The following is a 24,514-nucleotide window of genomic DNA, read 5'->3' on the forward strand; positions in this document are numbered from 1 at the left end:
CGGAGGACCTTCCTGCCGGATCAGGCCGTCCGCCGGATCACGCCGTGGGGACGATCAGGCCGTCGGGACGATCAGGCCCGACGTCTGGGCCTTCGCACGCGCCAGACGCTCGGAGGCGTCGGCCCAGTTGACGACGTTCCACCAGGCCTTGATGTAGTCCGGGCGGACGTTCAGGTAGTCCAGGTAGTACGCGTGCTCCCAGCAGTCGAGCAGCACGATCGGCGTGAGACCCATCGGGATGTTGCCCTGCTGGTCGAACAGCTGGACGACGACCAGCCTCTCGCCGATCGAGTCCCATGCCAGGATCGCCCAGCCCGAACCCTGCACCGTCGTCGCAACGGCCGTGAAGTGCGCCTTGAACTTCAGAAACGAGCCGAAGTGCTCGTCGATGGCGGCACCGATCTCGCCCGTCGGCTCACCGCCGCCTTCCGGAGACATGTTGGTCCAGAAGGCGGAGTGGTTCACGTGCCCGCCGAGATTGAACGCCAGGTTCTTCTCGAGCTGGTTGATCGAGCCCAGGTCGCCCTTGTCGCGCGCCTCAGCGAGCTTCTCCAGGGTCTCGTTGGCGACCTTGATGTAGGTCGCGTGGTGCTTGGAGTGGTGCAGCTCCATCACCTTCGCCGAGATGTGCGGCTCCAGGTCCCCGTAGTCGTAGCTCAGGTCAGGGAGCGTGTACTCAGCCATTGTGTGTAGTTCCTCCTCGGTGAGACGACGACGGCCCGACTCCCCGCCCGCCGGAACGGGAGAGAAGCCGGGCCATCGCTTGGTTCCGCAGGTCGCTCAGTGCTCCTGCGAGTCTGTGCCGGTCGTCGAGCCGGAGCCGACGGCGGCCGGTGCGGCCTGCTGCCCGCCCGCCTCCAGCGCATCGTGGTCGCCGTGGGAGTGCGCCGCGGCGAGCTGGGCCGGCGTCACGGGCTCCACACGGTCCTCGTAGAAGAACCGGGAGAGACCCTGCCAGCGCTTGTCCGCCCCGTAGCCCTTGCGCTTGACCCCGCGCGCGTCCATCTTCGGCTCGATCTCCAGCGGCGCCGGTGCGTCGTAGTTGACGCGCATCCAGCGCTCCTGGTCGTCCAGCGGCGTGTGGACCTCCACGTACTCGCCGTTGGCGTACCGCACGATGCGCCCGGACTCGTGCCCGTGCAGCACGAGCTCCCGGTCCTTGCGCTGCAGGCCCAGGCAGAGACGCTTGGTCACCACGAAGGCCGCCACCGGCAGCAGGAAGAACAGGATCCTGTAGACCCAGGTGATCTCGTTGATCGACATCCCGAAGTGGGTGGCGATGAGGTCGTTCGACCCGGCGGCCGCCAGCAGGATGAAGTCCGACAGGAACGCGACGCCCAGGGCCGTGCGCACCGGGACGTTGCGCGGGCGGTCCAGCACGTGGTGCTCGCGCTTGTCACCGGTGACCCGGGCCTCGAGGAACGGGTACACGATGAGGAACGTGAACAGGATGCCCGGAACCACGACGGCAGGGATCAGGACGTTCAGCGGCAGCGTGTACCCGAAGATCACCCACTCCGTGCCCTGGCCGGGCATCAGGCGGAGCGATCCCTCGAGGAACAGCATGTACCAGTCGGGCTGGGCGCCTGCGGACACCGGCGACGGATCGTACGGGCCGTAGTTCCACACGTTGTTGATCGCCATGGTGGCGCCCATGAGCACCAGCACGCCGAACACGATGAAGAAGTTGCCGGTCATCTTCGCCACGTAGACCGGGAGGGCCGGGTAGCCGACGACGTTCTTGTCGGTGCGGCCACCGCCCGGGAACTGCGTGTGCTTGTGCAGCACCATGAGGAACAGGTGCAGCGCGATGAGCGCGACGATCAGCGCGGGCACCAGCAGGATGTGCACCGTGAACAGGCGCGGGATGATGTGCTCGCCCGGGAACTCGCCGCCGAAGATCATGTACGACATGTACGAGCCGATCAGCGGGATCGACTTCACCACGCCGTCGGTGATCCGCAGGCCGTTGCCGGAGAGCACGTCGTCGGGCAGCGAGTAGCCGGAGAAGCCGGCGGCCAGGCCCAGGATGAGCAGCGTGAAGCCCACGAGCCAGTTCAGCTCGCGCGGCTTGCGGAACGCGCCCGTGAAGAACACGCGCATCATGTGCACGACGATCGACGCCATGAAGATCAGCGCGGACCAGTGGTGCACCTGACGCATCAGGAGCCCGCCACGCACCTCGAACGACATCTCGAGCGTGGACGCGTACGCCACCGACACGGTCTGACCGGTCGCGGTGGCCGGGTACTCACCCTCGAACTGCGTCAGCGCCATCGACGGCTCGAAGAACATGGTCAGGAACACGCCGGAGATGAGCAGGGCGATGAAGCTGTACAGCGCCATCTCACCGAGCATGAAGGACCAGTGGTCGGGGAAGACCTTGCGCGCGAACTCCTTGACGACGCCCCCGATGCCGGTGCGCTGGTCGAGGTAGTCCGCCGCCTTGCCCGTGCGGGTCGTCGGCGCGGGTGCCGCCGCTGCGGTCGTCGTGGTGTCGTGTGCGGTACTCACTTCAGACGCTCCCAGAAGCTCGGGCCGATGGGCTCGGCGAAGTCGTCCTGTGCCACGAGGTACCCCTCGTCGTCGACGGCGATCGGCAACTGAGGCAGTGGACGGTTCGCGGGGCCGAACACCACCTTAGCGCTGTCGGCCACGTCGAACGTGGACTGGTGACACGGGCACAACAGGTGGTGGGTCTGCTGCTCGTACAGAGCCACGGGGCAGCCGACGTGCGTGCAGATCTTGGAGTAGGCCACGATGCCGTCGTACGACCACTGCTCGCCCTCCGGCGACTGGTCGGACTTCAGGTCCTCCGGGCGGACCCGCACCATGAGCACCACGGCCTTGGACTTCTCGGTGATCCACTCGTGGGACTGCCGGAACTCCTCCGTGGTCTCCGGCACGACGTGGAAGGCCGAGCCGATGTTCACGTCGCTGGCCTTGATGGGACGACCCGACGGGTCGAGCGCCAGGCGCGTGCCCTTCTTCCAGATGGTGTGCTTGAACTTGGAGATGTTCCAGTCGCCGCCCACCGAGCCGATCAGCGGCACGGCGATGGTCAGGGGGAAGAGCGCGAGTGCCGAGAGCGCGGCTCCCTTGAGCAGGCCCCGGCGGCCGACGACGCCCGAGTCCTCCAGGCCCTCGTTCAGGTCGCGCACGGCGTCGGCGCGGACCTCGTCGGAGCTGCGGATCGGGTGCCGGTCCTGGACCATCTCGGTGTCGACCATGAGCGCCTTGGCCCAGTGGATGCCGGCGATGCCGATGCCCAGCAGCGAGACGGCCATGCCGGCCCCGAGAAGGAGCGTCGACAGCCGCACGCTGCCCGTGCTCCCCTCCGGGGGGACGGCGACGTAGGCCACGATCGTGCCGATCGCGCCGAGGCAGGACAGCGCGAACAGGAAGGTGACGATCCGCTCGTTGCGCTTCGCCGACCTCGGGTCGACGTCGGTCAGCCGCGGCCGGTGCGCGGGAACGCCCGGGTCCGTGAACTTGTCCGACTGCACCACGTCGGTGCCCGCGCCGGCCGGAGTGGTCACCTCGGCCGAGTTGTCGTTGGTGTGGTTCATGTCGCTCACGAGGACTTCGCTCCGATCCAGACTGCCGCGCCGATCAGCAGGCCGAGGCCGATGATCCAGGCCCAGACACCCTCACTGACCGGACCGAGCGCGCCGAGCGCGAACCCGCCGGCGGAGCCCTCGCGCTGCTCGACCAGGAAGGCGACGATGTCGCGCTTCTCGTCGGGAGTGATGTTGGCGTCGTTGAAGACCGGCATCGACTGCGGCCCGGTCAGCATCGCCTGGTAGATGTTGCGCTCGCTGGTGCCGAACAGCGACGGGGCGAACTTGCCCTCGCTCAGCGCACCGCCGGCGCCGACCGCGTTGTGGCACATCGCGCAGTTGGTACGGAACAGGGCCATACCGTTCGCGGCGTCCCCGAGCGTCGCGTCGACCTGCTCGTCGGTCGGGATCGCGGGGCCGGGGCCGAGGGACGAGATGTAGGCGGCCAGCGCCGCGGTGTCCTCCGCGTCGAACTGCCGCGGCTTCACCCGGGCCTGCGGGCCGTTCATCTGCATCGGCATGCGGCCCGTCGACACCTGGAAGTCGACGGCGGCCGGGCCGACGCCGATCAGGGACGGAACGCCCGCGGTGCCCTCGGCGTTCGCGCCGTGGCAGGTGGCGCAGTTCGCCTGGAAGAGCTTCTTGCCCGTCTCGATGTCCTGGGTGCTGACGGTCTCTGCCTGCGCCTTCTCAGGCGCCAGAGCGGCGTACACGCCGCCGGTGACCAGCAGCGCCAGCAGCAGGAGCACGACCGGCGCCAGCCGGTGGTGCCTGCGGGCGGCGAGTGCCTTCACGGATTGATCCTCGTCTCGTGCGTGAGTACTTGCGTCTTCTCTTATGACGCCCTGGCGGCCCGTCGTGTGACGTCCCCTGTCCGTACGACGGTTGCCGGAGGGCGGCGGGGCCTACCGAAGGATGTAGATCACGAAGAACAGCGCGATCCACACCACGTCGACGAAGTGCCAGTAGTAGGACACGACGATCGCGGTGGTGGCCTCGTGGTGCCCGAAGCGGCGGGCAGCGAACGAACGGCCGAGCAGGAACAGGAAGGCGATCAGACCGCCCAGCACGTGAAGCCCGTGGAAGCCGGTGGTCAGGAAGAACACCGAACCGTACGGGCTGGACGAGATGGTCAGGCCCTCGTGCACCAGCTCGGCGTACTCCAGAACCTGGCCGCCGATGAAGAAGGCGCCCATGAGGTAGGTCAGAGCCATCCACTCGTGCATGCCCCAGGACCAGAAGGCCCAGATGCGCCCCTTGCGCTGCGGCTGGAAGCGCTCGGCGGCGAGCACGCCCATCTGGCAGGTCACCGAGGAGAGCACCAGAACGGTGGTGTTGACCGCGGAGAAGGGGATGTTGAGCTTGTCTGCCTGCGCCGCCCACTCATCGGCGGGCAGGACCTGCCGCACCGTGAAGTACATCGCGAACAGCGCCGCGAAGAACATGAGTTCGCTCGCGAGCCAGACGATGGTCCCGACCGACACGGGGTTCGGACGGTTCACTGTCACATGCTGATGAGTATGGGTGGCTGCAGCCGTTGCGGTCGACACGTCAGCCATTATGGCGGACATGAACCACCGGTGATGACCGAGCACGGCCCCGCGCACGCGAAGAATGTCACAAAGCCGTCACTTGATGACGCCACACGGCACAGTGCCATGAAAACTTGCCTGGACGACCCTGCCGCCAGGGCATCCGATGTGCCACGATGCCGAGGGACCTGACCCGCGAGAGGATGCCTTTCGATGACTGACGTGACCACTGCTCCCTCCCCCGCGTCCGAGGCGACGGCGGGCCGCACGACGCCCCCCGGCCCGGCTCCGCGAATCCTGCTGTACAGCGACGACCACACCGTGCGCGAGCAGGTGCGCCTCGCCGTCGGCCCCCGGATCTCCGCCGGCGCACCACAGATCGTCTGGCAGGAGGTCGCCACCCCGGGCGCCGTCGTCGACGCTGCCGACTCCGGGAACTGGGACCTGCTCGTCCTCGACGGCGAGGCCGACAAGGCGGGCGGCATGGGGCTGTGCCGCCAGGTCAAGAACGAGTGCTACGAGTGCCCGCCGGTACTCGTGCTGACGGGACGCCCGCAGGACTCGTGGCTGGCGTCCTGGTCGCAGGCCGACGGCGCCGTCGCTCGCCCTCTCGACCCCATCACCGTGCAGGCCGCCGTGGCGAACCTGCTGTGAGCACCCGCGGCACGGCGATCGCGCCCGCGAGCACCCCGACAACCCGAGCAACGACCAACAAGGTGACCGACCAAGTGACCGATTCAGCGACCGGCGGACCGACGGTGGCCGGCGAACCGACGATGGCAAGCCTGCTGACCTCCCTGATGGCTGGTGAGGACCTGGGCAAGGAGCGCGCGGCCTGGGCGATGGACCAGGTGATGACCGGCGAGGTCTCCCCCGTGCAGCTCGCCGGGTTCCTCGTCGCCCTCCGTGTCAAGGGCGAGACCGTCGACGAGCTCGGCGGTCTCGTGGAGTCCATGCTCGCCCACGCGACGCGGATCGACGTGCCCGGCCCCACCGTCGACCTGGTGGGTACCGGCGGCGACCGCGCCCACACCGTGAACATCTCGACCATGGCCGCCGTGGTGCTGGCCGGGTGCGGGATCCGCGTGGTCAAGCACGGCAACCGCGCGGCGACGTCGTCGTCGGGTGCGGCGGACGTGCTGGAACGGCTCGGCATCCGGCTGGACCACACGCCCGAGCGCGTGGCGCAGATCGCGCAGGAGGCAGGCATCACGTTCTGCTTCGCGATGGTGTTCCACCCGTCGATGCGGCACGCGGGCGTCGCCCGCAAGGAGCTCGGCGTCCCGACGGCGTTCAACTTCCTGGGGCCGCTGACGAACCCGGCCCAGCCACAGGCGACGGCCGTCGGCTGCGCCGACGCCCGCATGGCACCGCTGATGGCGGGCGTGTTCGCCGAGCGCGGCACGAACGCCCTGGTGTTCCGTGGGGACGAGGGCCTGGACGAGCTGGCCGCCACGGCAGGCTCCACCATCTGGGAGGTGCGCGGCGGAGAGGTCCGGGAGCAGCGCCTCGACGCGGCGACGGACCTGGGTATGACCCGCATCAAGATCGAGGACCTGCGCGGAGCCGACGCCACGTACAACGCGGAGGTCGCCCGCCGCGTGTTCTCGGGCGAGGACCAGGGCCCGGTGCGCGAGACCGTCCTGCTCAACGCGGCGGCGGCGCTGGTGGCCGATGCGAGCCTGGAGGGAACGGCCTCCGGCTCCCTGACGGACCGGCTGTCGGCGGGCCTGGCCCACGCCGCTCGCTCGATCGACTCGGGCGCCACCCAGCAGGCCCTCACCCGGTGGATCGAGGCTGCCAGGTAGCACCCGCCTCCTCACGGGCTGCCGTCCGGGCCCGGGCATCTCTCTCCAGAGTGCCCGGGCCGCCGTCGAAAACGCCGCGACCCCACGAGCGCGCAGGCTCGTGGGGTCGCGGAACGCGGGGTGGGCAACCGCCCACTCAGTGGGCGTGCTGGCCGCGAGAGAACTCGAAGACCCAGCCCACCAGGGCGATGATCCCGAACGGGATCGCGATGCCGAGGATCCACCAGCCCACGGCCAGGCCGAGGAAGGCGAGAGCCGCCGAGCCCGCGATCGCCAGCGGCCACCAGCTCCACGGCGCGAACACGCCCTGGTCCCCGGCGCCGTCCGCGATCTCCGCGTGCTCGGTGTCCTCCGGACGCTCGTCGATCCGCTTCGCGGTCAGCATCAGGTAGAAGCCGACCATGAAGACCATCGCGCCCACGAGAAGGATGCACAGCGTGCCGACGGGCTCCCACCCCTGGGCCGTGTTGGCCGTCCAGAGCGCGTAGACGCCGGCGGCCAGCAGGAACAGCGGCGTCCCGGCGATGAACAGCCTGGTCTCGATCTTCACTTGCCGCTCTCCTTGGTGATCTGCGTGGTCGACTGCGCGGGAGCGCCCACCGGATACAGCTCCGGGTGCTCCATGGCCGCCACCTCCGGGTGGTGCAGGTCGAACGCCGGCGACTCGCTGCGGATGCGGGGCAGCGACGTGAAGTTGTGGCGCGGCACCGGGCAGCCCGTTGCCCACTCCAGCGAACGGCCGTAGCCCCACGGGTCGTCGACGGTGACCTTCGGCGCGTTGCGTGCCGTCGTGTAGACGTTCCACAGGAACGGCAGCGTCGAGGCCGCCAGGATGAACGCGCCGACCGTCGACACCTGGTTGGCGAGCGTGAAGCCCTCCTGCGGCATGTAGTCGGCGTAACGGCGCGGCATGCCCCACACACCCAGCCAGTGCTGGATGAGGAACGTCGTGTGGAAGCCGACGAAGAGCATCCAGAAGTGGACCTTCCCGAGGCGCTCCGAGAGCATCTTGCCCGTCATCTTGGGCCACCAGAAGTAGAAGCCCGCGAACATCGCGAAGACCACGGTGCCGAACACCACGTAGTGGAAGTGCGCCACGACGAAGTACGAGTCGGACAGCGAGAAGTCCAGGGCCGGGCTCGACAGGATGATGCCCGTCAGGCCGCCGAAGAGGAACGTCACGAGGAACCCGATGCTCCACAGCATCGGTGTCTCGAACGTGAGTTTCCCTCGCCACATCGTGCCGATCCAGTTGAAGAACTTCACGCCCGTCGGGATGGCGATGAGCATCGTCATGAAGGCGAAGAAGGGCAGCAGGACCGCGCCCGTGACGTACATGTGGTGCGCCCACACCGTCACCGACAGCGCGGCGATGGCGATGGTCGCGTAGATCAGGCCCACGTAGCCGAAGATCGGCTTGCGGGAGAAGACCGGGAGGATCTCCGAGACGATGCCGAAGAACGGCAGGGCGATGATGTACACCTCGGGGTGGCCGAAGAACCAGAACAGGTGCTGCCACAGCAGCGCGCCACCGTTCTCCGGGTTGAAGACCTGGGCACCGAGCCGGCGGTCGGCACCGAGCGCGAACAGCGCCGCGGCCAGCGGCGGGAAGGCCATCAGCACGAGGAGGCTGGTGACCAGCGTGTTCCAGGTGAAGATCGGCATCCGGAACATCGTCATGCCCGGCGCGCGCATGGTGATGATCGTGGTGATGAAGTTGACCGCACCGAGAATGGTGCCGAATCCACCGAGCGTGAGGCCGAACACCCACAGGTCTCCACCGAGCCCCGGACTGAAGGTCGTCGACGACAACGGCGCATAGGCGAACCAGCCGAACGACGCGGCGCCCTGCGGCGTGAAGAACCCGGACGAGGCGATGAGCCCGCCGAACAGGAACAGCCAGAAGGCGAACATGTTCAGCCGCGGGAACGCGACGTCGGGTGCGCCGATCTGCAGCGGCATGATGACGTTCGCGAAGCCCGCGAACAGCGGGGTCGCGAAGAGCAGCAGCATGATCGTGCCGTGCATGGTGAAGAGCTGGTTGTACTGCTCCTTGCTCTGCACCAGCTGGATTCCCGGCTCGAACAGCTCGGCGCGGATGACCAGAGCCATCACACCGCCGATGCAGAAGAACAGGAACGACGTGATCAGGTACATGTACCCGATGGTCTTGTGGTCGGTGGACGTGATCCACTTGACCACGACCTTGCCGAAGGACTGCCGGTCCTCGCGCAGACCGGGCACCACGTCCGCGTGGGTTGCGGTGGCCATCAGTTCTCAGCCTCCTCGGCGTTGATGGGACCCTGCACGCGGACGAGGTCGAGCCCGAGCTCGCCCTCCTGGCCCGCGGCACGCAGCGCGTCCATCTGCGCGTCGAACTCCGCCTGGGAGACGACCTTCACGTTGAAGAGCATGCCGGAGTGGAACTCGCCGCAGAGCTCGGCGCACTTGCCGGCGTACGTTCCCTCCCGCGTGGGGGTCACCTGGTAGTAGTTGGTGTGATGCGGGATCAGGTCTTCCTTGTAGAGGAACGCCGGGATCCAGAAGGAGTGGTTCACGTCCCGCGAGTCGAGCTGGAACTCGACCGTCTTGTTCACCGGGAGATACAGCGTGGGCGCGTCGACATCGGTGCCCGGCTCGCCGTCGACCAGCTGGTCGTCGGTCACGCCGCCCGGGTCGTTGACGTGCTCGCCGTACTCGTAGACGCCTTCGTCGAGGTAGTTGAAGTCCCAGCTCCACTGCTTGCCGATGACGCCGATGTGGATGTCCGGCTCGGCCTCGGGCTCCACGATCGAGGTCATGACCTTGTCGGTGTGCCAGAACAGCGCGAGGATCATCAGCGTCGGGACCACGGTGTACATGATCTCGAGCGGCATGTGGTAGCGGGTCTGGACGGGCAGGCGGTGATCGTCCCGGCGCTTGCGGTAGGCGGCGATGCACCACAGCATCAGGCCCCACGTGATCACTCCCACGGCAAGGGCTGCCACCCATGAGCCCACCCACAGGTGGGTGATGTCGGCGGTCTGGTTCGTCACCTCCCCGTCCTCATAGCCGGGAAGATAACCGCGCTGGGCGGTTTCACTGGCGCAGCCGGTGGCCAGCCCCGCGACGACGACGGCGAGTGCCGACGCACGCAGAGCGGCCCGCCAGGTGCGGGTCGAGGGCTTCGAGTGCAAGGGTGGCCTTTCACGTCTCGTCCGGCGGTGCGTACCGGCGCACGACCACGACGTGCACCCGGGCTCCACGCAGAACCATCTGATAGGTGGCAGCCTAGCGCGCCGAGAGTGCTGGCGATGACCGACATGGCATGGAGCAAGTGTGACGAGTCACGCACTCGACCGCCCCTGTCCGACCGGTTCGGACACACCTGCTTCACGTGTCAGAACGTTGCACTCGGACCGTGATCGTCCAGACGCCGTCCGACTCCGTCGCGGCGACCAGTTCGTGCCCCCGCATCCGCGCCCAGGCGGGTACGTCGTACTGCGCGGCCGGGTCGGTGGCCAGAACCGAGAGCTCCGTCCCCGGCGGAAGCCCCTCCGCCCGCGCGGCCAGCCGGATCACCGGGAGCGGACAGCGCAGCCCCCGTGCGTCGACGATCTCGGCAGGTTCCCTCGGACCGTCCGGGATCCCGCCGTCGTCCACCGCCGACGCCGTGGCGTCCGGCGGGACGTCCGGCGGGACCGGCTCCGCGCCCCGGCGCTCCGCTCCTCCCGGCACGCTCACAGCCCCTGCACCCCCAGGGCCTCACGGACCCGTCCCACGGCTGCGGGCAGCACGGCGAGGAACCGTTCGACGTCCTCGGGCGACGTGCCACGATCCAGCGCGATGCGCACGTTGCCGTGGGTGAGCACACCCATCGCCGCGAGCACGTGAGAGGGCTCGAGCGTGGAGGCCGTGCACGCGGAGCCGGAGCCGACGGCGAACCCCTGCCGGTCCAGCTCGGTGACCAGCGCCTCGCCGTCGACGTAGAGGAACGAGAACGTGACCACGTGCGGGAGCCGGGAGTCGGGATCGCCGACGACCTCCACGTCGGGTACCTCGGTGACGGCCGCACGGATCCGGTCCACGAGTTGCCGGCGGCGCGCGCCCGCGGCGGCGAGGTCGGACTGGACGGACTCCAGGGCGACGGCGGCCGCGAACGCCAGGGGAACACTCACCCCACCGGGCGCCCAGGGCTCGGGATCCTCGGGACCGTCGTCGGCCAGCCGGACGCGGCCCCGTGCCGCCAGCACACCGATACCGGCCGGGCCGCCCCAGTCGGCGGGATCGGCCGCGAGCAGGTCCCACGTCCCGGCCACATGCGCGTGGCCGAGGCTCGCCCCGGCGTCGACCAGCAGCGGGACACCGGCCGCGCGGGCGGCCTCGTGCACCTGCTCGACGGGCTGGCGCGTGCCGACCTCGCCGTTCGCGTGCTGGAGCGCCGCCAGCGCCACGCCGGGACGTGCCAGCGCGGCCCCGAAGGCGTCGGCGTCGGCCCGGCCGAACCGGTCCACGCCAACCGTCACGCGCTCCCCCGCCGCGTCAGCGGCGTGCAGGACGGCCGCGCGCTCGCTCGCGCCGACGACGATCCCGCTCCCGGCACGACGCCGGCCCGCGGCACCGGCCTGGACCGCACGGTGCAGGGCCGCCGTGTGGCTGTGCGTGAAGCGCACCTCCTCCGTGCGCGCCCCGAGCACGGCGGCCACGGCCTCGCGAGCGCCGTCGAGCAGCCGCGCCGCCCGGCGGCCCTCGGCGTGCAGACGCCGGGGGTCGGCCCAGCCGTCGTCGAGTGCCTGGAGGAACGCCTCGCGGGCGAGCGGGTGCCACGGCGCCCGGCCCCCGTTGTCGAGGTGGACGCGGCGCGGTACGGAACTGTCCATGGTCAGATCGTCGCACCACGAGACGCCGACGGGACACGACGACGGCGGCCGCAGGCTCCCGAAGGAACCTGCGGCCGCCGTCGTACGCGGGCCGGCTGTGGCGCCGAGCGTCAGCTGAACGAACCGCCGCAGGCGCAGGCGCTGCCGGCGTTCGGGTTGTCGATGGTGAAGCCCTGCTTCTCGATGGTGTCCGCGAAGTCGATGGTGGCGCCCTCCAGGTACGGAACGCTCATCTTGTCCACGACGACCTCGACGCCGCCGAAGTCGCGCAGCGCGTCCGCCTCGAGCAGGCGCTCGTCGAAGTAGAGCTGGTAGATCAGTCCCGAACAGCCACCGGGCTGCACGGCCACACGGAGACGCAAGTCGTCGCGTCCCTCCTGCTCGAGCAGACTGCGGACCTTGTCGGCCGCGAAGTCGGTGAGGTTCACGCCGTGGGTGGCGATTTCGGAGGCAGTCTCGGTCATTTCAGCTCCAGCTCCTGCTCTGGCGCGCGTCGGCGCTGCCTTGGCGGTCTTCTCGTGGGCTGGTAACACCGGCCCCGCGAGTTCTGTTCCCGATCCTACGCCCGTCTCCCCGGCGGGCGGCGTGACAGGTGTCACGCCGCCCCGGCGACGGTCACGCCCAGCCCGGCGTCCACGAGCGGGCGACACGGCCGACGTCGGTGCCGTGCACCTCGTGGGCCCCGCTGACGCCCGCCGAGGCGAGTTCGCGGCGGCTGACCTCGACCCGCTCCGCGAGCGCCACGACGGGAACGGCGTGGGGTGCCGCGGCCGCGGCGGCCTCCGCGAGGGGGCCGGCCCGCAGGGTTCCGGCGTCGAGCACGGGCACCCAGGCCACGACGACGTCACACGTGGCGGCGGCGCCCGACAGGGCGGCGGCCTCGGCGGGCGGGAGCACGGACCGGGGTGCGGAAGGGCCGGCGGGCTCGGGAGGCGGGGCGCCGACGGTGAGACGCGTCCCGGCGACGACGACCGGTGCGGGGCCGGAGCCAGGGTTCCGGCCGGCTTCCTGCGGAGCGCCGCGGGCGCCGTCGGGTCCGCCGTCGCCCTCCGGCACGGCGCTGCCGGACGACGGCGGCGAGGGTGACGCGGGCGCGGACGGCGCGACCCGCACGGCGCGCGGCTCCGCGCCGACGCCGGGGACGGCGCGAGACCATGCCTCGGAAAGTTGCCGCGCGTCGTCGATGTCGCGCGTGATCACGAGTACGTGCACGTCACGAGACTAGCCGGGCGGAGAGTCCTCGGTGGCTGGGCCCGGCGGCTTCGGACCACCCGGCTTGTGCAACCATGGTTGCGTGAGCACCCTCCTGGAGAACTTCCGCGAGCCTGCGCCGTCCCCTCTCCTGCTGCTGGGGCAGGGAAGGGACCTGAGCTCGGAGCGCGGTGTCGAGTGTCCCGGCGATCTGCCGGCCCCCAGCGACCCGGACCTGGTCGAGCGTGCCCGGGCGGCGCGCGCGGCCCTCGGTCGGAACGCCTTCGTCCTGGGCCACCACTACCAGCGGGACGAGGTCATCGACTTCGCCGACGTCACCGGTGACTCCTTCAAGCTCGCGCGCGAGGCCGCAGCTCGCCCCGAGGCCGAGTACATCGTGTTCTGCGGCGTGCACTTCATGGCCGAGAGCGCGGACATCCTGACCTCCGACGCGCAGCAGGTCGTGCTGCCGGACCTGGCCGCGGGCTGCTCGATGGCTGACATGGCGGAGATCGGGCAGGTCGAGGAGGCCTGGGCGGTGCTGCAGGACCTGGGGGTCGCCGGGGACACGATCCCGGTCACGTACATGAACTCCTCGGCGGCGATCAAGGCGTTCACCGGGCGCCACGGCGGGACGGTCTGCACGTCGTCGAACGCGGAGGTGGCGCTGCGCTGGGCGTTCGACCAGGTGGGCGGGACCAAGGGCGTGGAGGGAACGGGCAAGGTGCTGTTCCTCCCCGATCAGCACCTCGGCCGCAACACGGCGGTGCAGAAGCTGGGCCTGTCCCTGGAGGACTGCGTCGTCTTCGACCCGCGCAAGCCGGACGGCGGCCTGACGGCGCAGGAGCTCGAGAACGCGCGGATGATCCTGTGGCGGGGTCACTGCTCGGTGCACGGGCGCTTCTCGGAGCAGAACGTCCTGGACATCCGGGCGCAGGTGCCGGACGTCAACGTGCTGGTGCACCCGGAGTGCAAGAACGAGGTGGTCACGGCCGCCGACTACGTGGGTTCCACGGAGTACATCATCAAGATGCTCGACGCGGCCGAGCCCGGATCGTCCTGGGCCGTGGGCACGGAGCTGAACCTGGTGCGCCGGGTGGCGCGCGAGCACCCGGATCTTCAGGTGCACTACCTGGACAAGACGGTGTGCTTCTGCTCGACCATGAACCGGATCGACCTGCCGCACCTGGTGTGGGCGATGGAGTCGCTGGCCGCGGGCCGGATGGTGAACCGGATCGTGGTCGACGCCGACGACGCGCACTGGGCCCGGGTGGCGCTGGACCAGATGCTGGCACTGCCGGGTATCTGAGGGCCACGGGGCGACACGCACAGCGAAACAGAGCGACGGAACAAGCGACCGGCAGCCGCCCGGCTGCCGGGATCTCCGATGAGGGAGTGGGAGATGCGATGAGCAGCAACGGCGGGCTGCGGGTCGGGATCTTCGTGTTCGACGGTGCGGAGGAGCTCGACGTCGTCGGGCCCTTCGAGGTGCTCTCGGTCTGGGCGGACCACTCCGAGCTGCGGCCGACCGTGTCGACGTTCTCCTGGAACGGGAACGGCGTCCGGCTGAGCCGCGGCCTGCGGATCGTCCCCTCCCACTCCGCCGACGACATCGGGGCCGTGCACCTGCTCGTCTACCCGGGAGGGATCGGGACCCGGGAGCTCATCGACCAGCCGCACCACTTGGACTGGCTGCGGGCGATGCGGGAGCAGACGGCGGTGGTCGCCGGGGTCAGCACCGGCGCGCTTCCCCTGGCCGCGGCGGGTATTCTCGCCGGACGGGTGGCCACGACCCACGAGGACTCCTTCGACGAACTGGTCAAGCTCGACCCGAGCATCATGGTCGACACGGAGGCCCGGTTCGTCGACGAGGGTGACGTCATCACCTCGGCGGGTGTGACCGCCGGGATCGACATGGCCCTGCACCTGGTCTCCCGCCTGGAGACGCCGGCCGTCGCCCGAGCGGTGCAGCGGGTGATCCAGTACCGGGGAGCCACCGAGCCATGGTTCGGCGGCACTCCCGGCCCGGGTGGGACGATCGGGCACCCCACAAGAGGGATCTGACGACGCCCAAGTATCTAGTACCGGCGGTGCCGGGTATACGCTCCGTCCCATGACTCGGATGTTGCAGCTCGCGTGGACCGGGATCTTCCCGCGGAAGCGCGTTCCCGGCCGCTCGCTCCTGGACCCGTCCGTCTACACGATGCGCGTCCTGCCTCAGGACCTCGACCTGCTGATGCATGTGAACAACGGCTCGTATCTCCAGCTCATGGACGTGGCCCGGTTCCGGCACGTGGCAGAGATGGGCGGGGCCGTGCTGGGCCGGGAGAAGAAGCTCGGTGCGGTCGTCGCGGCGTCGACCATGAAGTACCGGCGATCCCTGAAGCTGTTCGACAAGTTCGAGCTCACCACGCGGGTGCTCGGCTGGGACGCCCGCTGCTTCTACATGGAGCAGGTGTTCACGCGGCGGGAGAAGCTCTGCGCGCGCGGCGTGGTCGCCACGCGGTTCCTGCACACCCACACTAACGACCGCGTCGCTCCCGCAACGGTGGTCGAGGCGCTGGCGGAGGCACACGGGCCGCACAACCCGCCGGAGAGCCCCGCGCTGCCCGACGACGTCGCCGCGTGGTCCCGCGTCATCGACGTGGCCCCGCGTGACACCACCGCGCGCGAGCGGGTGGACGCCTGACGGACTGCGCGGTGCGCGCTGTGCGGGCCGGGCGGGCGAGTGCGTGGCGCCACCGCATCCCGCATCGACCCTGAGGTCGCCACGGCGGTTCCCGTGGTCGGTCAGTCAGCGCGTGGTCGGTCAGTCAGCGCGTGGTCGGTCGATCACTTGACCGACCACGCGCTGATCGACCGACCACACAGATGAAACCCAAGGCCGACCCGCCGGCCGTTCTCCGACCCGCCAGAACGCCTCCGGCCGGGTACAGCTACCGCCGCCCGCAGCCGGGCGGCCTGACCGGGCCACCCAGCCGGCCACCCAGCCGGACCGCCCAGCCGCGGCCCGCCCGGCCGCGGGATTCGCGCCCGCGCCTAGAGGCCCTTGGCCACGTTCGTCAGGAGCAGCGCCTCCGCCAGGACCACCTTCTCCAGCTCGCCGAGGTGCACCGACTCGTTGGCGCCGTGCGCGCGCGAGTCCGGGTCCTCGACACCGGTCACCAGGATCGCCGCGTCCGGGAACACCTCCAGCAGGTCCGCGATGAACGGGATGGATCCACCCACGCCGATGTCGACCGGATCGGTCCCCCACGCCGTCGTGAACGCGTCGCGCGCGGCCCGCATCGCCGCGGAGTCCCCGGGGGCGAGGAACGGCTTGCCCGTCTCCTTCAGCGTCCAGGTCACCGTCGCGCCGAACGGCGCGTGCGCGAGGACATGCTCCTCGAGCGCCTTGGCGGCCGCGTCGGGGTCCTGTCCGGGCGCCAGCCGCAGCGACACCTTGGCGCGTGCGCTCGGGGTGATCGTGTTCGACGCCTCGCCGGCGGGCGTCGCGTCGATCCCGAGGATCGCGAGCGTCGGCTTGCACCACAGGCGCCCGGCGATCGAGCCGGTTCCGGCGAGTTCGACGCCGGGCAGCAGGGAGGAGTCCGCCCGGAAGTCCTCCTCGGTGTAGTCGACGGTCGGCTCAGGGGCGCTGACCAGGCCTTCGACCGCGACGTTCCCCGCCTCGTCGTGGAAGCTGGCGATGATGCGGCTCAGCAGGGTGAGCGCGTCCAGCACCGGGCCGCCGAACATGCCCGAGTGGACGGCATGCCCCAGCACCTCGACCTCGAGGTAGCCGTCCACGAGACCACGCAGCGAGGTGGTCAGCGCGGGCACGCCGATCTTCCAGTTCATCGAGTCGGCCACGACGATCACGTCGGCGGCGAGCAGCTCCCGGTACTCCTCCAGGAACGCCCGGAACGACGGCGACCCGTCCTCCTCCTCGCCCTCGACGAACACCGTGACACCGCAGGCGAGATCGTCGCCGAGGGCGCGCAGCGCGCCGAGGTGGGCCATGAGCCCCGCCTTGTCGTCCGCCGCGCCGCGGCCGTACAGGCGCTCCCCCACCTGCGTGGGCTCGAACGGCTCGGTGTCCCAGGTCGACGGATCGCCCGGAGGCTGGACGTCGTGATGGGCGTACAGCAGCACGGTCGGCGCGCCCTCGGGGGCGGGGCGGCGGGCGACGACGGCGGGTGCGCCGTCGGACCCGTCGGGCTTGGGGGCGCGCAGGATCTGCACGTCGGGCAGGCCGGCGCCACTCAGGAGGTTCGCGACGGCGTCCGCCGACTTCGCGACGTGGGCCTGGTCGAAGCCGGAGAACGCGACACTCGGGATGCGCACGAGCGACTCGAGGTCTGCCCGCAGTGCGGGGAACAGCTCGGCGACGCGCTCGCGCAGCGCTGTGGCGTCTGCGGGCGCGGTGGAGGGGATGCTCGGTTCAGTCACGCGGCCCACGGTACCCGCGGCGGCCCCGGCAGCGACTACGATTGTTCGGTGTTCTCCCGCAGCAAGTCCACCAACTCTGACGTGACCCCGGTCGGCGACACCCCGGACGAGGTGACCGAGCAGCCGTCGTCGGGCAAGGGCCGTGCCACGCCGAAGCGCAAGGACGCCCAGGCCGCGAACAAGCGGCCGCTGGTGCCGGACGACCGCAAGGCGGCACGCCAGGCGGCGCGGGAGAAGGAGCGCAAGGCCCGCGACCTGTCGATGGCCGCCATGCAGAACCCCACAGACCCGAAGATGGCGAGGCACCTGCCGCCGCGCGACAAGGGCCAGGTCAAGGCCTACGCCCGCGACCACGTCGACGCGCGCTGGAACCTCGGGGAGTTCTTCCTGCCGGTGGCGGTCGTCATGCTGCTGGGCTCGTTCCTCGCGAACCAGCTGGCGGAGCTCACCGTCGTGCTGTTCGTCGGGATGTACGGCTTCCTGTTCCTCACCATCGTCGACGCCGTGGTCATGTGGCGGGGGCTGAAGAAGCGGCTGCTGGCGAAGTTCGGTGAGGTCCCGGGCGGGACGATGATGTACGCCGTGTCCCGGTCGTACCAGATCCGGCGTTCCCGCCTGCCCCGGCCCACCAGCAAGAAGCACGGCAACTTCCCGAGCTGACCGGCCGAGGCGCACGCCCACCCGGCACGGCCGCGCGCCCACCCGGCAACCACGAAGCGGCTGCCGACGAGTGATCTCGTCGGCAGCCGCTTCGTCGCTCCGCGGGGCCGGGGCACGTCCCATGCCGGGCAGGGACCGCGTCACGCCGCCCGCCGGAAGGACCTCAGGCCACGCGCTGCTGCGGCGCGCCCTGGGCCGTCCTTGCCGGGTCGCGCTCCACGACGCCGCCCAGGGCGTCGTCGATCTTCGTCATCAGCTCGGCCGGGATCTCGACCCCCGAGGCCTTGACGTTCTCCGCGACCTGCTCCGGACGCGAGGCACCGACGAGCGCGGCGGCCACGTTGTCGTTCTGCAGCACCCAGGCCACGGCAAGCTGCGCCATGGTCAGGTCCAGCTCGTCCGCGATCGGCCGCAGGTTCTGCACGGCGGCCAGCACGTCGTCGTTCATGAAGCGCGAGATCATCTTGGCCCCGCCCTTCTCGTCCGTCGCACGCGAACCGGCCGGCGGCGCCTGGCCCGGCACGTACTTGCCGGACAGCACGCCCTGGGCGATGGGCGACCAGACGATCTGGGAGATCCCGTTCTCCTTGGAGGCGGGAACCACCTCGTCCTCGATGACCCGCCACAGCATGGAGTACTGCGGCTGGGACGAGATGAGCTGGAAGCCCAGGTCCTTCGCCAGCGCCGCGCCCGCGCGGATCTGGTCGGCCGTCCACTCCGAGACGCCGATGTACAGCGCCTTGCCCTGCCGGACGATGTCGGCGAACGCCTGCATCGTCTCCTCCAGCGGGGTCTCGGTGTCGTACCGGTGGGCCTGGTACAGGTCCACGTAGTCCGTACCGAGCCGGGTGAGCGACCCGTTGATCGACTCCATGATGTGCTTGCGCGACAGACCCGTGTCGTTGGGGCCGCCCGGACCCGTGGGCCAGTAGACCTTCGTGAAGATCTCCAGGGACTCACGACGCTCCCCCTTCAGGGCGTCGCCGAGCACCTGCTCAGCCTTCGTGTTGGCGTACACGTCCGCGGTGTCGAACGTGGAGATGCCGGCGTCGAGCGCGGCACGCACGCACTGCGTCGCCGTGTCGTTCTCCACCTGCGAACCGTGGGTGAGCCAGTTTCCGTACGTGATCTCGGTGATCTTGAGACCGCTGTTGCCGAGGTACCGGTAGTTGACCATGCCCGCACCCTATGACCATGCGGACGGCAAGATCGAATCGAATCGACCCGTTTACGCCTCAAGGGAACACACTTCGCGCCCGCCAGGTTGTGCCCGGAGATGAGCACCCACACGTCACCGCAGCTGTCCGTCCTCGACCTGATCCCGGTGCGCACCGGCCAGAGCAGCTCGCAGGCCCTCGCCGCCTCGCTCGACCTGGTGGCGCTCGCCGACCAGCTCGGCATGACCCGCTACTGGTTCGCGGAGCACCACAACATGCCCGGTGTGGCGGCGTCGTCCCCACCGGTCATGATCTCCGCCGCGGCGGCGCGCACCGAGCGCATCCGCGTCGGCTCGGGCGGCGTGATGCTGCCCAACCACGCTCCCCTCGTCGTGGCCGAGCAGTTCGCGGCGCTCGAGGCACTCGCCCCGGGCAGGATCGACCTCGGCCTGGGCCGCGCGCCGGGCAGCGACCCGGTGGTGTCCTCCCTGTTGCGCTCGTCCGGTCCGACGGCGGACGTGGAGCAGTTCCCGCAGCACGTGCGGGACATCCTGGCGATGATGGCACCCGACGGCGCCCGCCTGCGCCTGACCTCCGGGAACCTCTACGACGTCCGAGCCACGCCGGCCGCCGTCGGCTCCCCCGACGTCTGGCTGCTCGGGTCCAGCGACTACTCCGCGCGGCTCGCCGCCGAGCTCGGGCTCCCCTACGTGTTCGCCAACCACTTCGCCGGTCAGGGCATGGAACAGATCGTGCGGCTCTACCGCGAGAACTACGTGCCCAGCGACGCACACCCCGTCCCGCGCACCTTCCTGACCATCAACACCGTCGTCGCGGACACGGCCGACGAGGCGCGCGAACGCGCCCTGCCACAGCTACGCACCATCGCCCGGATGCGTACCGGCCGCGCGATGCGCCCCGTCGAGACCGTCGAGGAGGCCATGGCGGACAAGCCCGACCATGTCATGGCGCGCACGATCGAGGCCCTGTCCGAGCGCTGGCTGATCGGCGACGTCGCCTCCGCGTCGGCGGAGCTGCGCCGCCTGGCCGCGGCCCACGACGTGGACGAGGTCATGATCGTCCCGGTCGCCGGAGCCCGCGAGGACGAGCCGCTCGACACCACCCCTGCCCGCGCTCGCACCCTGGAGCTCCTTACCACGGCCCTCGCCGCGTAGGCCCGTCGGCGGGCGGCCGCGGCCGCCCGCCGGTCAGCGGATGCGGTCCCAGGCCCGGACCAGGCGCGGCACGACGATCTCCAGGAGATCCGGACTGTGGGGGAAGGTCAGCCGCACGCGGTCCTGGGACGACCCGTCCGGGGTGAAGGTCGGCCCCGCGTTCAGCATGACCCCTTCCGCCGCCGCCGCGGCGGCGAACGCGTGTGCCAGCGGCCCGCCCAGGCCCGCCCAGACGAACTGGCCGCCGTCGGGCACGGGCACGTCCCACGGCAGCGCCTGCCGCAATGCCGCGACCAGGGTGTCCCGCCGTTCGCGGAACCACGCGAGCCTCCCGGGGAGGATCTCGTCACGGCGCCCGATCAGCTCCGCCGCGACGAGCTGCTCCATCACGGCGGTCGCGATGTCGGTGCTCTGCCGTGTCCGCACCAGCCGCGCGACGACGTCCGGATGCGCCCGGACCCAGCCGATCCTCAGCCCGCCCCAGAACGACTTGGACGTCGACCCCACCGTGATCAGGTGCGGCGAGGTCCCGTCGCCCGCGAACGGCGGATTCGCGTCCGGAGAGCCGGACAGCGCCAGGTCCGTCAGCGTCTCGTCGGCGAGCACCGTCACCCCCGTCCGCTCGGCGAGCTCCCGCACGGCGACACGCTCCGCGGGTGTCAGCGACGTCCCGGTGGGATTGTGGTGGTCCGGGATCAGGAACAGCATCCGCGCCCTCGTCCGCCGCACCGTCGAGGCCAGCAGCTCCACGTCCAGTCCGTCGTAGCCCGTGGGGACGCCGACCACCCGTCCCCCGACCTCGCGGAGGGTGTCCAGCGCGTGGAAGTACGTCGGCGACTGCACGACGGCGGTCTCCCGCCGCCCGAGCACGCTGCGAACCACCAGGGAGATGGCGTTCTGCGCCCCCGTCGTCACGAGGACCTGATCGGGCGTGGTCGGCACCCCGCGCTCGCGGTAGCGCGCGGCCACCGCCTCGCGCAGCGGAGCGATCCCGTAGGGCGCGTACCCGCCGTACGCGAGGTGCTCGGGCAGCGCGGCGAGCGCCCGCTCGAAGGCCGGCCCGACCTCCGGCGCGGCGGGTGCCGTCGCCTGGTTCAGCAGGACGGGGTGCACGACGCCGGACGGCGCGGCGGGGTGGGCCGCGCCCCGGGCGAGGGGATCGCCGAGGGTTCCCGCGGCATCGGGCACGGCCACGTCACCGCCGGCCGGTGCCTCGGCGAGCCGGGGCAGCAGCGTCACCGTCCCGGAGCCCACACGGCTCGCGGCGAAGCCGAGGTCGCGAAGCCGCCGGTAGGCGGCCGCCGTCGTCGTCCGGGAGACGCCCAGCACGGGGGCCAGCTCACGCTCGGAGGGCAGCCGCGTGAGCGGCGCGATCGTGCCCGCGAGCACTGCGGCGCGCAGCGCGTCCGCCAGGGCCGTGTAGGCGGGGCCGCCCGCGTGCCAGGTTCCGAGGAGTCGCATCGTGGCCGCCGGGGAGAGCTGCCGGTGAGCGTCAGGTGCGAGCGTCATGGGGCCACTCTCGCTCAATTGGCTATAGCGAACAAGTCCAATCCGGCGGAGGCTGTGGCACATGACTGAACCAACCACCGCCGTCGGACCATCACGACCCACGAGAAGCAGAGGCGCGGCGCCCGCCTTCGGCCCCGTCCGGCGAGCGGCGCAGCTCGTGCTGGGACTGCTGCTCTTCACCTTCTCGATGGCGATGATCATCCACTCCGGCCAGGGCAACACCCCCTGGGACGTGCTGCACGAGGGCGTCGTACGGACCACCGGGCTGTCGTTCGGCTGGGTCGTCCTGATCACCAGCCTGGCGGTGCTCGCCTGCTGGATCCCGCTGCGCCAGATGCCCGGCATCGGAACCGTCGCGAACACCCTGATCATCTCGCTCGCGATCGACCCCTCGCTGGCGGTCCTCGACCGGCTGGCGCCCGACCCCGGTCTGGTCGCGAGCGTGTCGCTGGCGCTGGCCGGGATCGTGATCAACGGCATCGCGACCGCCGCCTACATCGGGGTGCGGCTCGGACCCGGAACCCGTGACGGGCTGATGACCGGACTCGTCGCGCGCACCGGCTGGCCGGTCTGGCGGATCCGGACCGGGATCGAGACGGTCGTGGTGGTCACCGGAATCCTGCTCGGCGGCACGTTCGGCTGGTCGACGGTCCTGTTCGCCCTCACGATCGGCCCCGTGGTGCAGTGGTCCTCCTGGAAGTGGCTGGCACCACGCGGTCTGGTGGGCTGACCCGGGGGCGGGCGGCCACCGCCGAGCCGGGCCCCGGCCGATGTCGGCACCGGTGGGCCGGGCCGGCACGGGTCCCGTTCGACGTCGGCACCGGTGAGCCCGGCTGACGCGGGCCCCGTTCGACGCGGGCTCCCGCCGGGCCGGCGCGGACCGTGATGGTGACCTCCGTCACGTGCCCGCGAGAGCCGGGAAGAATCGGCCGGAGCATGCCGTTGCGTGGGTCATGACCGTGGAGACCCCCAGCCGGCCGCCGACATCCGAGCGCAGCTTCCTGTTCGTCCTGGGCAGCGCGCGCCGGGGAGGGAACTCGGAGGCGCTCGCGCGACGGGCGGCCCGGACGCTGCCGCCGGACGTGCGGCAGCGATGGCTCCACCTCGGCGACCTCGACATCCCGCGGTTCGAGGACCTGCGCCACTCCGGTGACGGCACGTACCCCGAACCCGTCGGCGACGTCGGCACGCTGTGGGCCGAGACGCTCGCGGCGACGGACCTCGTGGTGGTCAGCCCGCTGTACTGGTACAGCGTCTCGGCCAGCGTGAAGCTGTACCTGGACCACTGGTCGGCCTGGATGCGCGTGCCCGGGACCGACTTCGAGGGCACGATGAGCGGCAAGCGGATGTGGGCCGTGACGGCCTACGCCTCCGAGGACGTCACCCTCGTGGAGCCGCTCCTCGGCACCCTGCGCAACAGCGCCGCCCGCCTACGGATGCACTGGGCCGGGGCGCTTCTGGCCAACGGTTCCAAGCCAGGCCAGGCGATGGACTCGCCCGGGACCGCGGAGCGCGCGGCGGAGTTCTTCTCCCCGCAGGCCGCACGCCCCGGGACACCGGTCGGCGCGGGCGCCGCGCGCGAGTAGCCGGTCCGCCGCGCGCGAGCCGTCGGTCCGATGCGCGCGAGCCGTCGGTCCGATGCGCGGACGGCGGCCGGCCTGGCGGAGTACCCGGCGACGCACCCGGCAGAGCACGCGAGGCGTGCGCCCGGCGGAACAGCCGGCGGCCGGGACGGCCCGAATGGCCCGATCGATCGCGGTGGAACTGGCCTTCTGACCGGTCCGGATCGACCGTAGCGTCGCGGACATGACTGACACGACTCAGACCCGGCCCGACGCCGGTGACGCCCCGGCGCACGATGACATGGCGGGCTCGGGCCGGGACGGCGCACCGCCGGGCACGCCGGCCGCCCCCTCCCTCACGGTGCGCCGCGAGCGCCGGCGGCAGGTGCACGACCCCGCCGTGCTCCACGAGATCCTGGCCGACGGGATGTTCGCGCACGTCGCCATGGTGCGCGACGGCCTCCCGGTGGTGCTGCCGTACCTGTACGGCGTGGGCGACCTGGGCCGGGGCCCCGAACTGCTGCTGCACGGGTCCACGGGCGGCGGGCTCTTCCTGGACGCCGGGGACGACGGCGTACCCGTCTCCGTCACCGTCACCCATCTCGACGGTCTGGTGTACGCGCGGTCGCTGTTCGACAGCTCGGCCAACTACCGCAGCGCGATGATCTTCGGCAGGGCCACACCGGTCCCGGCCGAACAGCGCGCCGAGGCCCTCTGGCTGGTGAGCGACCACCTCATGCCGGGGCGGCGCGCCGAGGTGCCCGAGCTGACGCGCAAGGAGACCATGTCCACCCAGGTACTGCGGGTCCCTCTGGACCGGGCGAGCGTCAAGGTCCGGTTCGCCGGTACGGCGGAGGACACGGACGGTGCGGACCCGGCGATGTGGTCAGGGGTCCTGCCCCTCGCGCTGCGCCCGGACGAGCCGGTCACGGATCCAGCTGCCGGTACCGGGAAGATCCCGGAATCGGTGACGAGGGCGGCGGCCCGGCTGACCGAGCAGGCGCGAGCCCGGCGCGCCCGTCTCGCGGACCTCCTCGCAGACCGCTGAGCCGTTGCGACGGAAGCCGTTC

General features: G+C 70.8%; 25 protein-coding genes. 10 read left to right on the forward strand and 15 right to left on the reverse strand.

The features are described 5' to 3' along the window. Positions 1–54: 54 nt before the first annotated feature. From HGK34_RS09940 to ctaE, 5 genes are all read right to left on the reverse strand, one after another. Complete coding sequence (locus HGK34_RS09940) at positions 55–684, reverse strand: superoxide dismutase (protein ID WP_201846690.1); 630 nt, start codon at positions 682–684, stop codon at positions 55–57. A gap of 96 nt (positions 685–780) precedes the next feature. After that, positions 781–2,514 (reverse strand): cytochrome bc1 complex cytochrome b subunit, encoded by a 1,734-nt coding sequence (gene qcrB / locus HGK34_RS09945; RefSeq protein ID WP_201846692.1) that lies wholly within the window; start codon positions 2,512–2,514, stop codon positions 781–783. Continuing rightward, positions 2,511–3,569: a cytochrome bc1 complex Rieske iron-sulfur subunit gene (gene qcrA / locus HGK34_RS09950; protein ID WP_201846755.1), complete on the reverse strand. Its 1,059-nt coding sequence runs from the start codon at positions 3,567–3,569 to the stop codon at positions 2,511–2,513. The genes qcrB and qcrA overlap by 4 nt, the downstream gene beginning before the upstream one ends. Positions 3,570–3,574: 5 nt before the next feature. After that, positions 3,575–4,354 (reverse strand): cytochrome bc1 complex diheme cytochrome c subunit, encoded by a 780-nt coding sequence (qcrC, locus tag HGK34_RS09955; protein WP_201846694.1) that lies wholly within the window; start codon positions 4,352–4,354, stop codon positions 3,575–3,577. Between the two features lie 111 nt (positions 4,355–4,465). Continuing rightward, a complete protein-coding gene (gene ctaE / locus HGK34_RS09960) occupies positions 4,466–5,119 on the reverse strand; it encodes an aa3-type cytochrome oxidase subunit III (RefSeq protein WP_201846756.1) in 654 nt (217 codons plus the stop codon). Positions 5,120–5,305: 186 nt separating this feature from the next. On the opposite strand from ctaE, the gene HGK34_RS09965 reads away from it, so the two are divergent. Then, a complete protein-coding gene (locus HGK34_RS09965) occupies positions 5,306–5,746 on the forward strand; it encodes a response regulator transcription factor (protein ID WP_244666588.1) in 441 nt (146 codons plus the stop codon). A 122-nt stretch (positions 5,747–5,868) separates the two neighbouring features. Beyond that, the gene (trpD, locus tag HGK34_RS09970; RefSeq protein ID WP_201846760.1) at positions 5,869–6,900 is read left to right on the forward strand and encodes an anthranilate phosphoribosyltransferase; all 1,032 of its coding nucleotides are present in this window, start codon (positions 5,869–5,871) and stop codon (positions 6,898–6,900) included. Positions 6,901–7,036: 136 nt separating this feature from the next. On the opposite strand, the gene HGK34_RS09975 is transcribed toward trpD, so the two are convergent. The 7 genes from HGK34_RS09975 to HGK34_RS10005 form a co-directional block, all read right to left on the reverse strand. Further along, positions 7,037–7,450: a cytochrome c oxidase subunit 4 gene (locus tag HGK34_RS09975; RefSeq protein WP_201846696.1), complete on the reverse strand. Its 414-nt coding sequence runs from the start codon at positions 7,448–7,450 to the stop codon at positions 7,037–7,039. Next, positions 7,447–9,171, reverse strand: coding sequence for an aa3-type cytochrome oxidase subunit I (ctaD, locus tag HGK34_RS09980; RefSeq protein WP_201846698.1), 1,725 nt, complete (start codon positions 9,169–9,171; stop codon positions 7,447–7,449). The genes HGK34_RS09975 and ctaD overlap by 4 nt, the downstream gene beginning before the upstream one ends. Next, positions 9,171–10,076: an aa3-type cytochrome oxidase subunit II gene (gene ctaC, locus HGK34_RS09985; protein WP_201846700.1), complete on the reverse strand. Its 906-nt coding sequence runs from the start codon at positions 10,074–10,076 to the stop codon at positions 9,171–9,173. Before ctaC ends, ctaD begins: the two co-directional genes overlap by 1 nt. Before the next feature lie 196 nt (positions 10,077–10,272). Next, positions 10,273–10,623 carry a sulfurtransferase TusA family protein gene (locus HGK34_RS23520; RefSeq protein ID WP_307815883.1) on the reverse strand — a complete coding sequence of 117 codons (351 nt, stop codon included), beginning with the start codon at positions 10,621–10,623 and terminating at the stop codon, positions 10,273–10,275. Then, positions 10,620–11,759 (reverse strand): cysteine desulfurase family protein, encoded by a 1,140-nt coding sequence (locus HGK34_RS09995; protein ID WP_201846702.1) that lies wholly within the window; start codon positions 11,757–11,759, stop codon positions 10,620–10,622. The genes HGK34_RS23520 and HGK34_RS09995 overlap by 4 nt, the downstream gene beginning before the upstream one ends. Before the next feature lie 110 nt (positions 11,760–11,869). Then, positions 11,870–12,223, reverse strand: coding sequence for a HesB/IscA family protein (locus HGK34_RS10000; protein ID WP_201846704.1), 354 nt, complete (start codon positions 12,221–12,223; stop codon positions 11,870–11,872). 151 nt (positions 12,224–12,374) lie between these two features. Beyond that, entirely contained in the window at positions 12,375–12,971 is a 597-nt protein-coding gene (locus tag HGK34_RS10005) for a hypothetical protein (RefSeq protein ID WP_201846707.1), read from the reverse strand. Positions 12,972–13,053: 82 nt separating this feature from the next. On the opposite strand from HGK34_RS10005, the gene nadA reads away from it, so the two are divergent. The 3 genes from nadA to HGK34_RS10020 all read left to right on the forward strand — a co-directional run bounded on the left by nadA (position 13,054) and on the right by HGK34_RS10020 (position 15,639). Next, on the forward strand, positions 13,054–14,259 hold the full coding sequence (gene nadA / locus HGK34_RS10010; protein ID WP_201846709.1) for a quinolinate synthase NadA: 1,206 nt from the start codon (positions 13,054–13,056) through the stop codon (positions 14,257–14,259). A gap of 98 nt (positions 14,260–14,357) precedes the next feature. Further along, positions 14,358–15,014, forward strand: coding sequence for a DJ-1/PfpI family protein (locus HGK34_RS10015; protein ID WP_201846711.1), 657 nt, complete (start codon positions 14,358–14,360; stop codon positions 15,012–15,014). 49 nt (positions 15,015–15,063) lie between these two features. Continuing rightward, on the forward strand, positions 15,064–15,639 hold the full coding sequence (locus HGK34_RS10020; RefSeq protein ID WP_201846713.1) for an acyl-CoA thioesterase: 576 nt from the start codon (positions 15,064–15,066) through the stop codon (positions 15,637–15,639). A 350-nt stretch (positions 15,640–15,989) separates the two neighbouring features. Here the strand turns inward: HGK34_RS10020 and HGK34_RS10025 are convergent, their stop codons facing one another. Further along, positions 15,990–17,390 (reverse strand): dipeptidase, encoded by a 1,401-nt coding sequence (locus HGK34_RS10025; RefSeq protein ID WP_201846715.1) that lies wholly within the window; start codon positions 17,388–17,390, stop codon positions 15,990–15,992. 39 nt (positions 17,391–17,429) lie between these two features. Between HGK34_RS10025 and HGK34_RS23195 the strand changes: the two genes are divergently transcribed. Continuing rightward, positions 17,430–18,041 carry a DUF3043 domain-containing protein gene (locus HGK34_RS23195; protein ID WP_307815884.1) on the forward strand — a complete coding sequence of 204 codons (612 nt, stop codon included), beginning with the start codon at positions 17,430–17,432 and terminating at the stop codon, positions 18,039–18,041. 163 nt (positions 18,042–18,204) lie between these two features. Here HGK34_RS23195 and HGK34_RS10035 read toward each other — a convergent pair whose 3' ends face one another. Then, a complete protein-coding gene (locus HGK34_RS10035) occupies positions 18,205–19,218 on the reverse strand; it encodes an aldo/keto reductase family protein (protein ID WP_201846717.1) in 1,014 nt (337 codons plus the stop codon). A gap of 99 nt (positions 19,219–19,317) precedes the next feature. Between HGK34_RS10035 and HGK34_RS10040 the strand changes: the two genes are divergently transcribed. After that, positions 19,318–20,373 carry an LLM class flavin-dependent oxidoreductase gene (locus HGK34_RS10040; RefSeq protein WP_201846719.1) on the forward strand — a complete coding sequence of 352 codons (1,056 nt, stop codon included), beginning with the start codon at positions 19,318–19,320 and terminating at the stop codon, positions 20,371–20,373. 33 nt (positions 20,374–20,406) lie between these two features. On the opposite strand, the gene yczR is transcribed toward HGK34_RS10040, so the two are convergent. After that, complete coding sequence (yczR, locus tag HGK34_RS10045; RefSeq protein WP_201846721.1) at positions 20,407–21,882, reverse strand: MocR-like transcription factor YczR; 1,476 nt, start codon at positions 21,880–21,882, stop codon at positions 20,407–20,409. A 61-nt stretch (positions 21,883–21,943) separates the two neighbouring features. On the opposite strand from yczR, the gene yczE reads away from it, so the two are divergent. The 3 genes from yczE (at position 21,944) to HGK34_RS10060 (ending at position 24,492) form a co-directional block, all read left to right on the forward strand. Then, complete coding sequence (gene yczE, locus HGK34_RS10050; RefSeq protein ID WP_244666589.1) at positions 21,944–22,612, forward strand: membrane protein YczE; 669 nt, start codon at positions 21,944–21,946, stop codon at positions 22,610–22,612. Positions 22,613–22,835: 223 nt separating this feature from the next. Beyond that, complete coding sequence (locus HGK34_RS10055) at positions 22,836–23,468, forward strand: flavodoxin family protein (protein ID WP_201846723.1); 633 nt, start codon at positions 22,836–22,838, stop codon at positions 23,466–23,468. A 220-nt stretch (positions 23,469–23,688) separates the two neighbouring features. After that, complete coding sequence (locus tag HGK34_RS10060; RefSeq protein WP_244666590.1) at positions 23,689–24,492, forward strand: pyridoxamine 5'-phosphate oxidase family protein; 804 nt, start codon at positions 23,689–23,691, stop codon at positions 24,490–24,492. The last annotated feature ends 22 nt before the right edge of the window (positions 24,493–24,514 follow it).

It is taken from the genome of Myceligenerans indicum (assembly GCF_016742955.1).
Lineage (GTDB): Bacteria > Actinomycetota > Actinomycetes > Actinomycetales > Cellulomonadaceae > Myceligenerans > Myceligenerans indicum.

What these genes read in the sequence shown, in the direction of transcription:
- HGK34_RS09940 (WP_201846690.1), bottom strand. Translation starts at nt 684, where the DNA reads ATGGCTGAGTACACGCTCCCTGACCTGAGCTACGACTACGGGGACCTG.
- qcrA (WP_201846755.1), bottom strand. Translation starts at nt 3,569, where the DNA reads ATGAACCACACCAACGACAACTCGGCCGAGGTGACCACTCCGGCCGGC.
- ctaE (WP_201846756.1), bottom strand. Translation starts at nt 5,119, where the DNA reads ATGGCTGACGTGTCGACCGCAACGGCTGCAGCCACCCATACTCATCAG.
- HGK34_RS09965 (WP_244666588.1), top strand. Translation starts at nt 5,306, where the DNA reads ATGACTGACGTGACCACTGCTCCCTCCCCCGCGTCCGAGGCGACGGCG.
- trpD (WP_201846760.1), top strand. Translation starts at nt 5,869, where the DNA reads ATGGCAAGCCTGCTGACCTCCCTGATGGCTGGTGAGGACCTGGGCAAG.
- ctaD (WP_201846698.1), bottom strand. Translation starts at nt 9,171, where the DNA reads ATGGCCACCGCAACCCACGCGGACGTGGTGCCCGGTCTGCGCGAGGAC.
- HGK34_RS09995 (WP_201846702.1), bottom strand. Translation starts at nt 11,759, where the DNA reads ATGGACAGTTCCGTACCGCGCCGCGTCCACCTCGACAACGGGGGCCGG.
- HGK34_RS10000 (WP_201846704.1), bottom strand. Translation starts at nt 12,223, where the DNA reads ATGACCGAGACTGCCTCCGAAATCGCCACCCACGGCGTGAACCTCACC.
- HGK34_RS10015 (WP_201846711.1), top strand. Translation starts at nt 14,358, where the DNA reads ATGAGCAGCAACGGCGGGCTGCGGGTCGGGATCTTCGTGTTCGACGGT.
- HGK34_RS10020 (WP_201846713.1), top strand. Translation starts at nt 15,064, where the DNA reads ATGACTCGGATGTTGCAGCTCGCGTGGACCGGGATCTTCCCGCGGAAG.
- HGK34_RS10035 (WP_201846717.1), bottom strand. Translation starts at nt 19,218, where the DNA reads ATGGTCAACTACCGGTACCTCGGCAACAGCGGTCTCAAGATCACCGAG.
- HGK34_RS10040 (WP_201846719.1), top strand. Translation starts at nt 19,318, where the DNA reads ATGAGCACCCACACGTCACCGCAGCTGTCCGTCCTCGACCTGATCCCG.
- yczR (WP_201846721.1), bottom strand. Translation starts at nt 21,882, where the DNA reads ATGACGCTCGCACCTGACGCTCACCGGCAGCTCTCCCCGGCGGCCACG.
- yczE (WP_244666589.1), top strand. Translation starts at nt 21,944, where the DNA reads ATGACTGAACCAACCACCGCCGTCGGACCATCACGACCCACGAGAAGC.
- HGK34_RS10055 (WP_201846723.1), top strand. Translation starts at nt 22,836, where the DNA reads ATGACCGTGGAGACCCCCAGCCGGCCGCCGACATCCGAGCGCAGCTTC.
- HGK34_RS10060 (WP_244666590.1), top strand. Translation starts at nt 23,689, where the DNA reads ATGACTGACACGACTCAGACCCGGCCCGACGCCGGTGACGCCCCGGCG.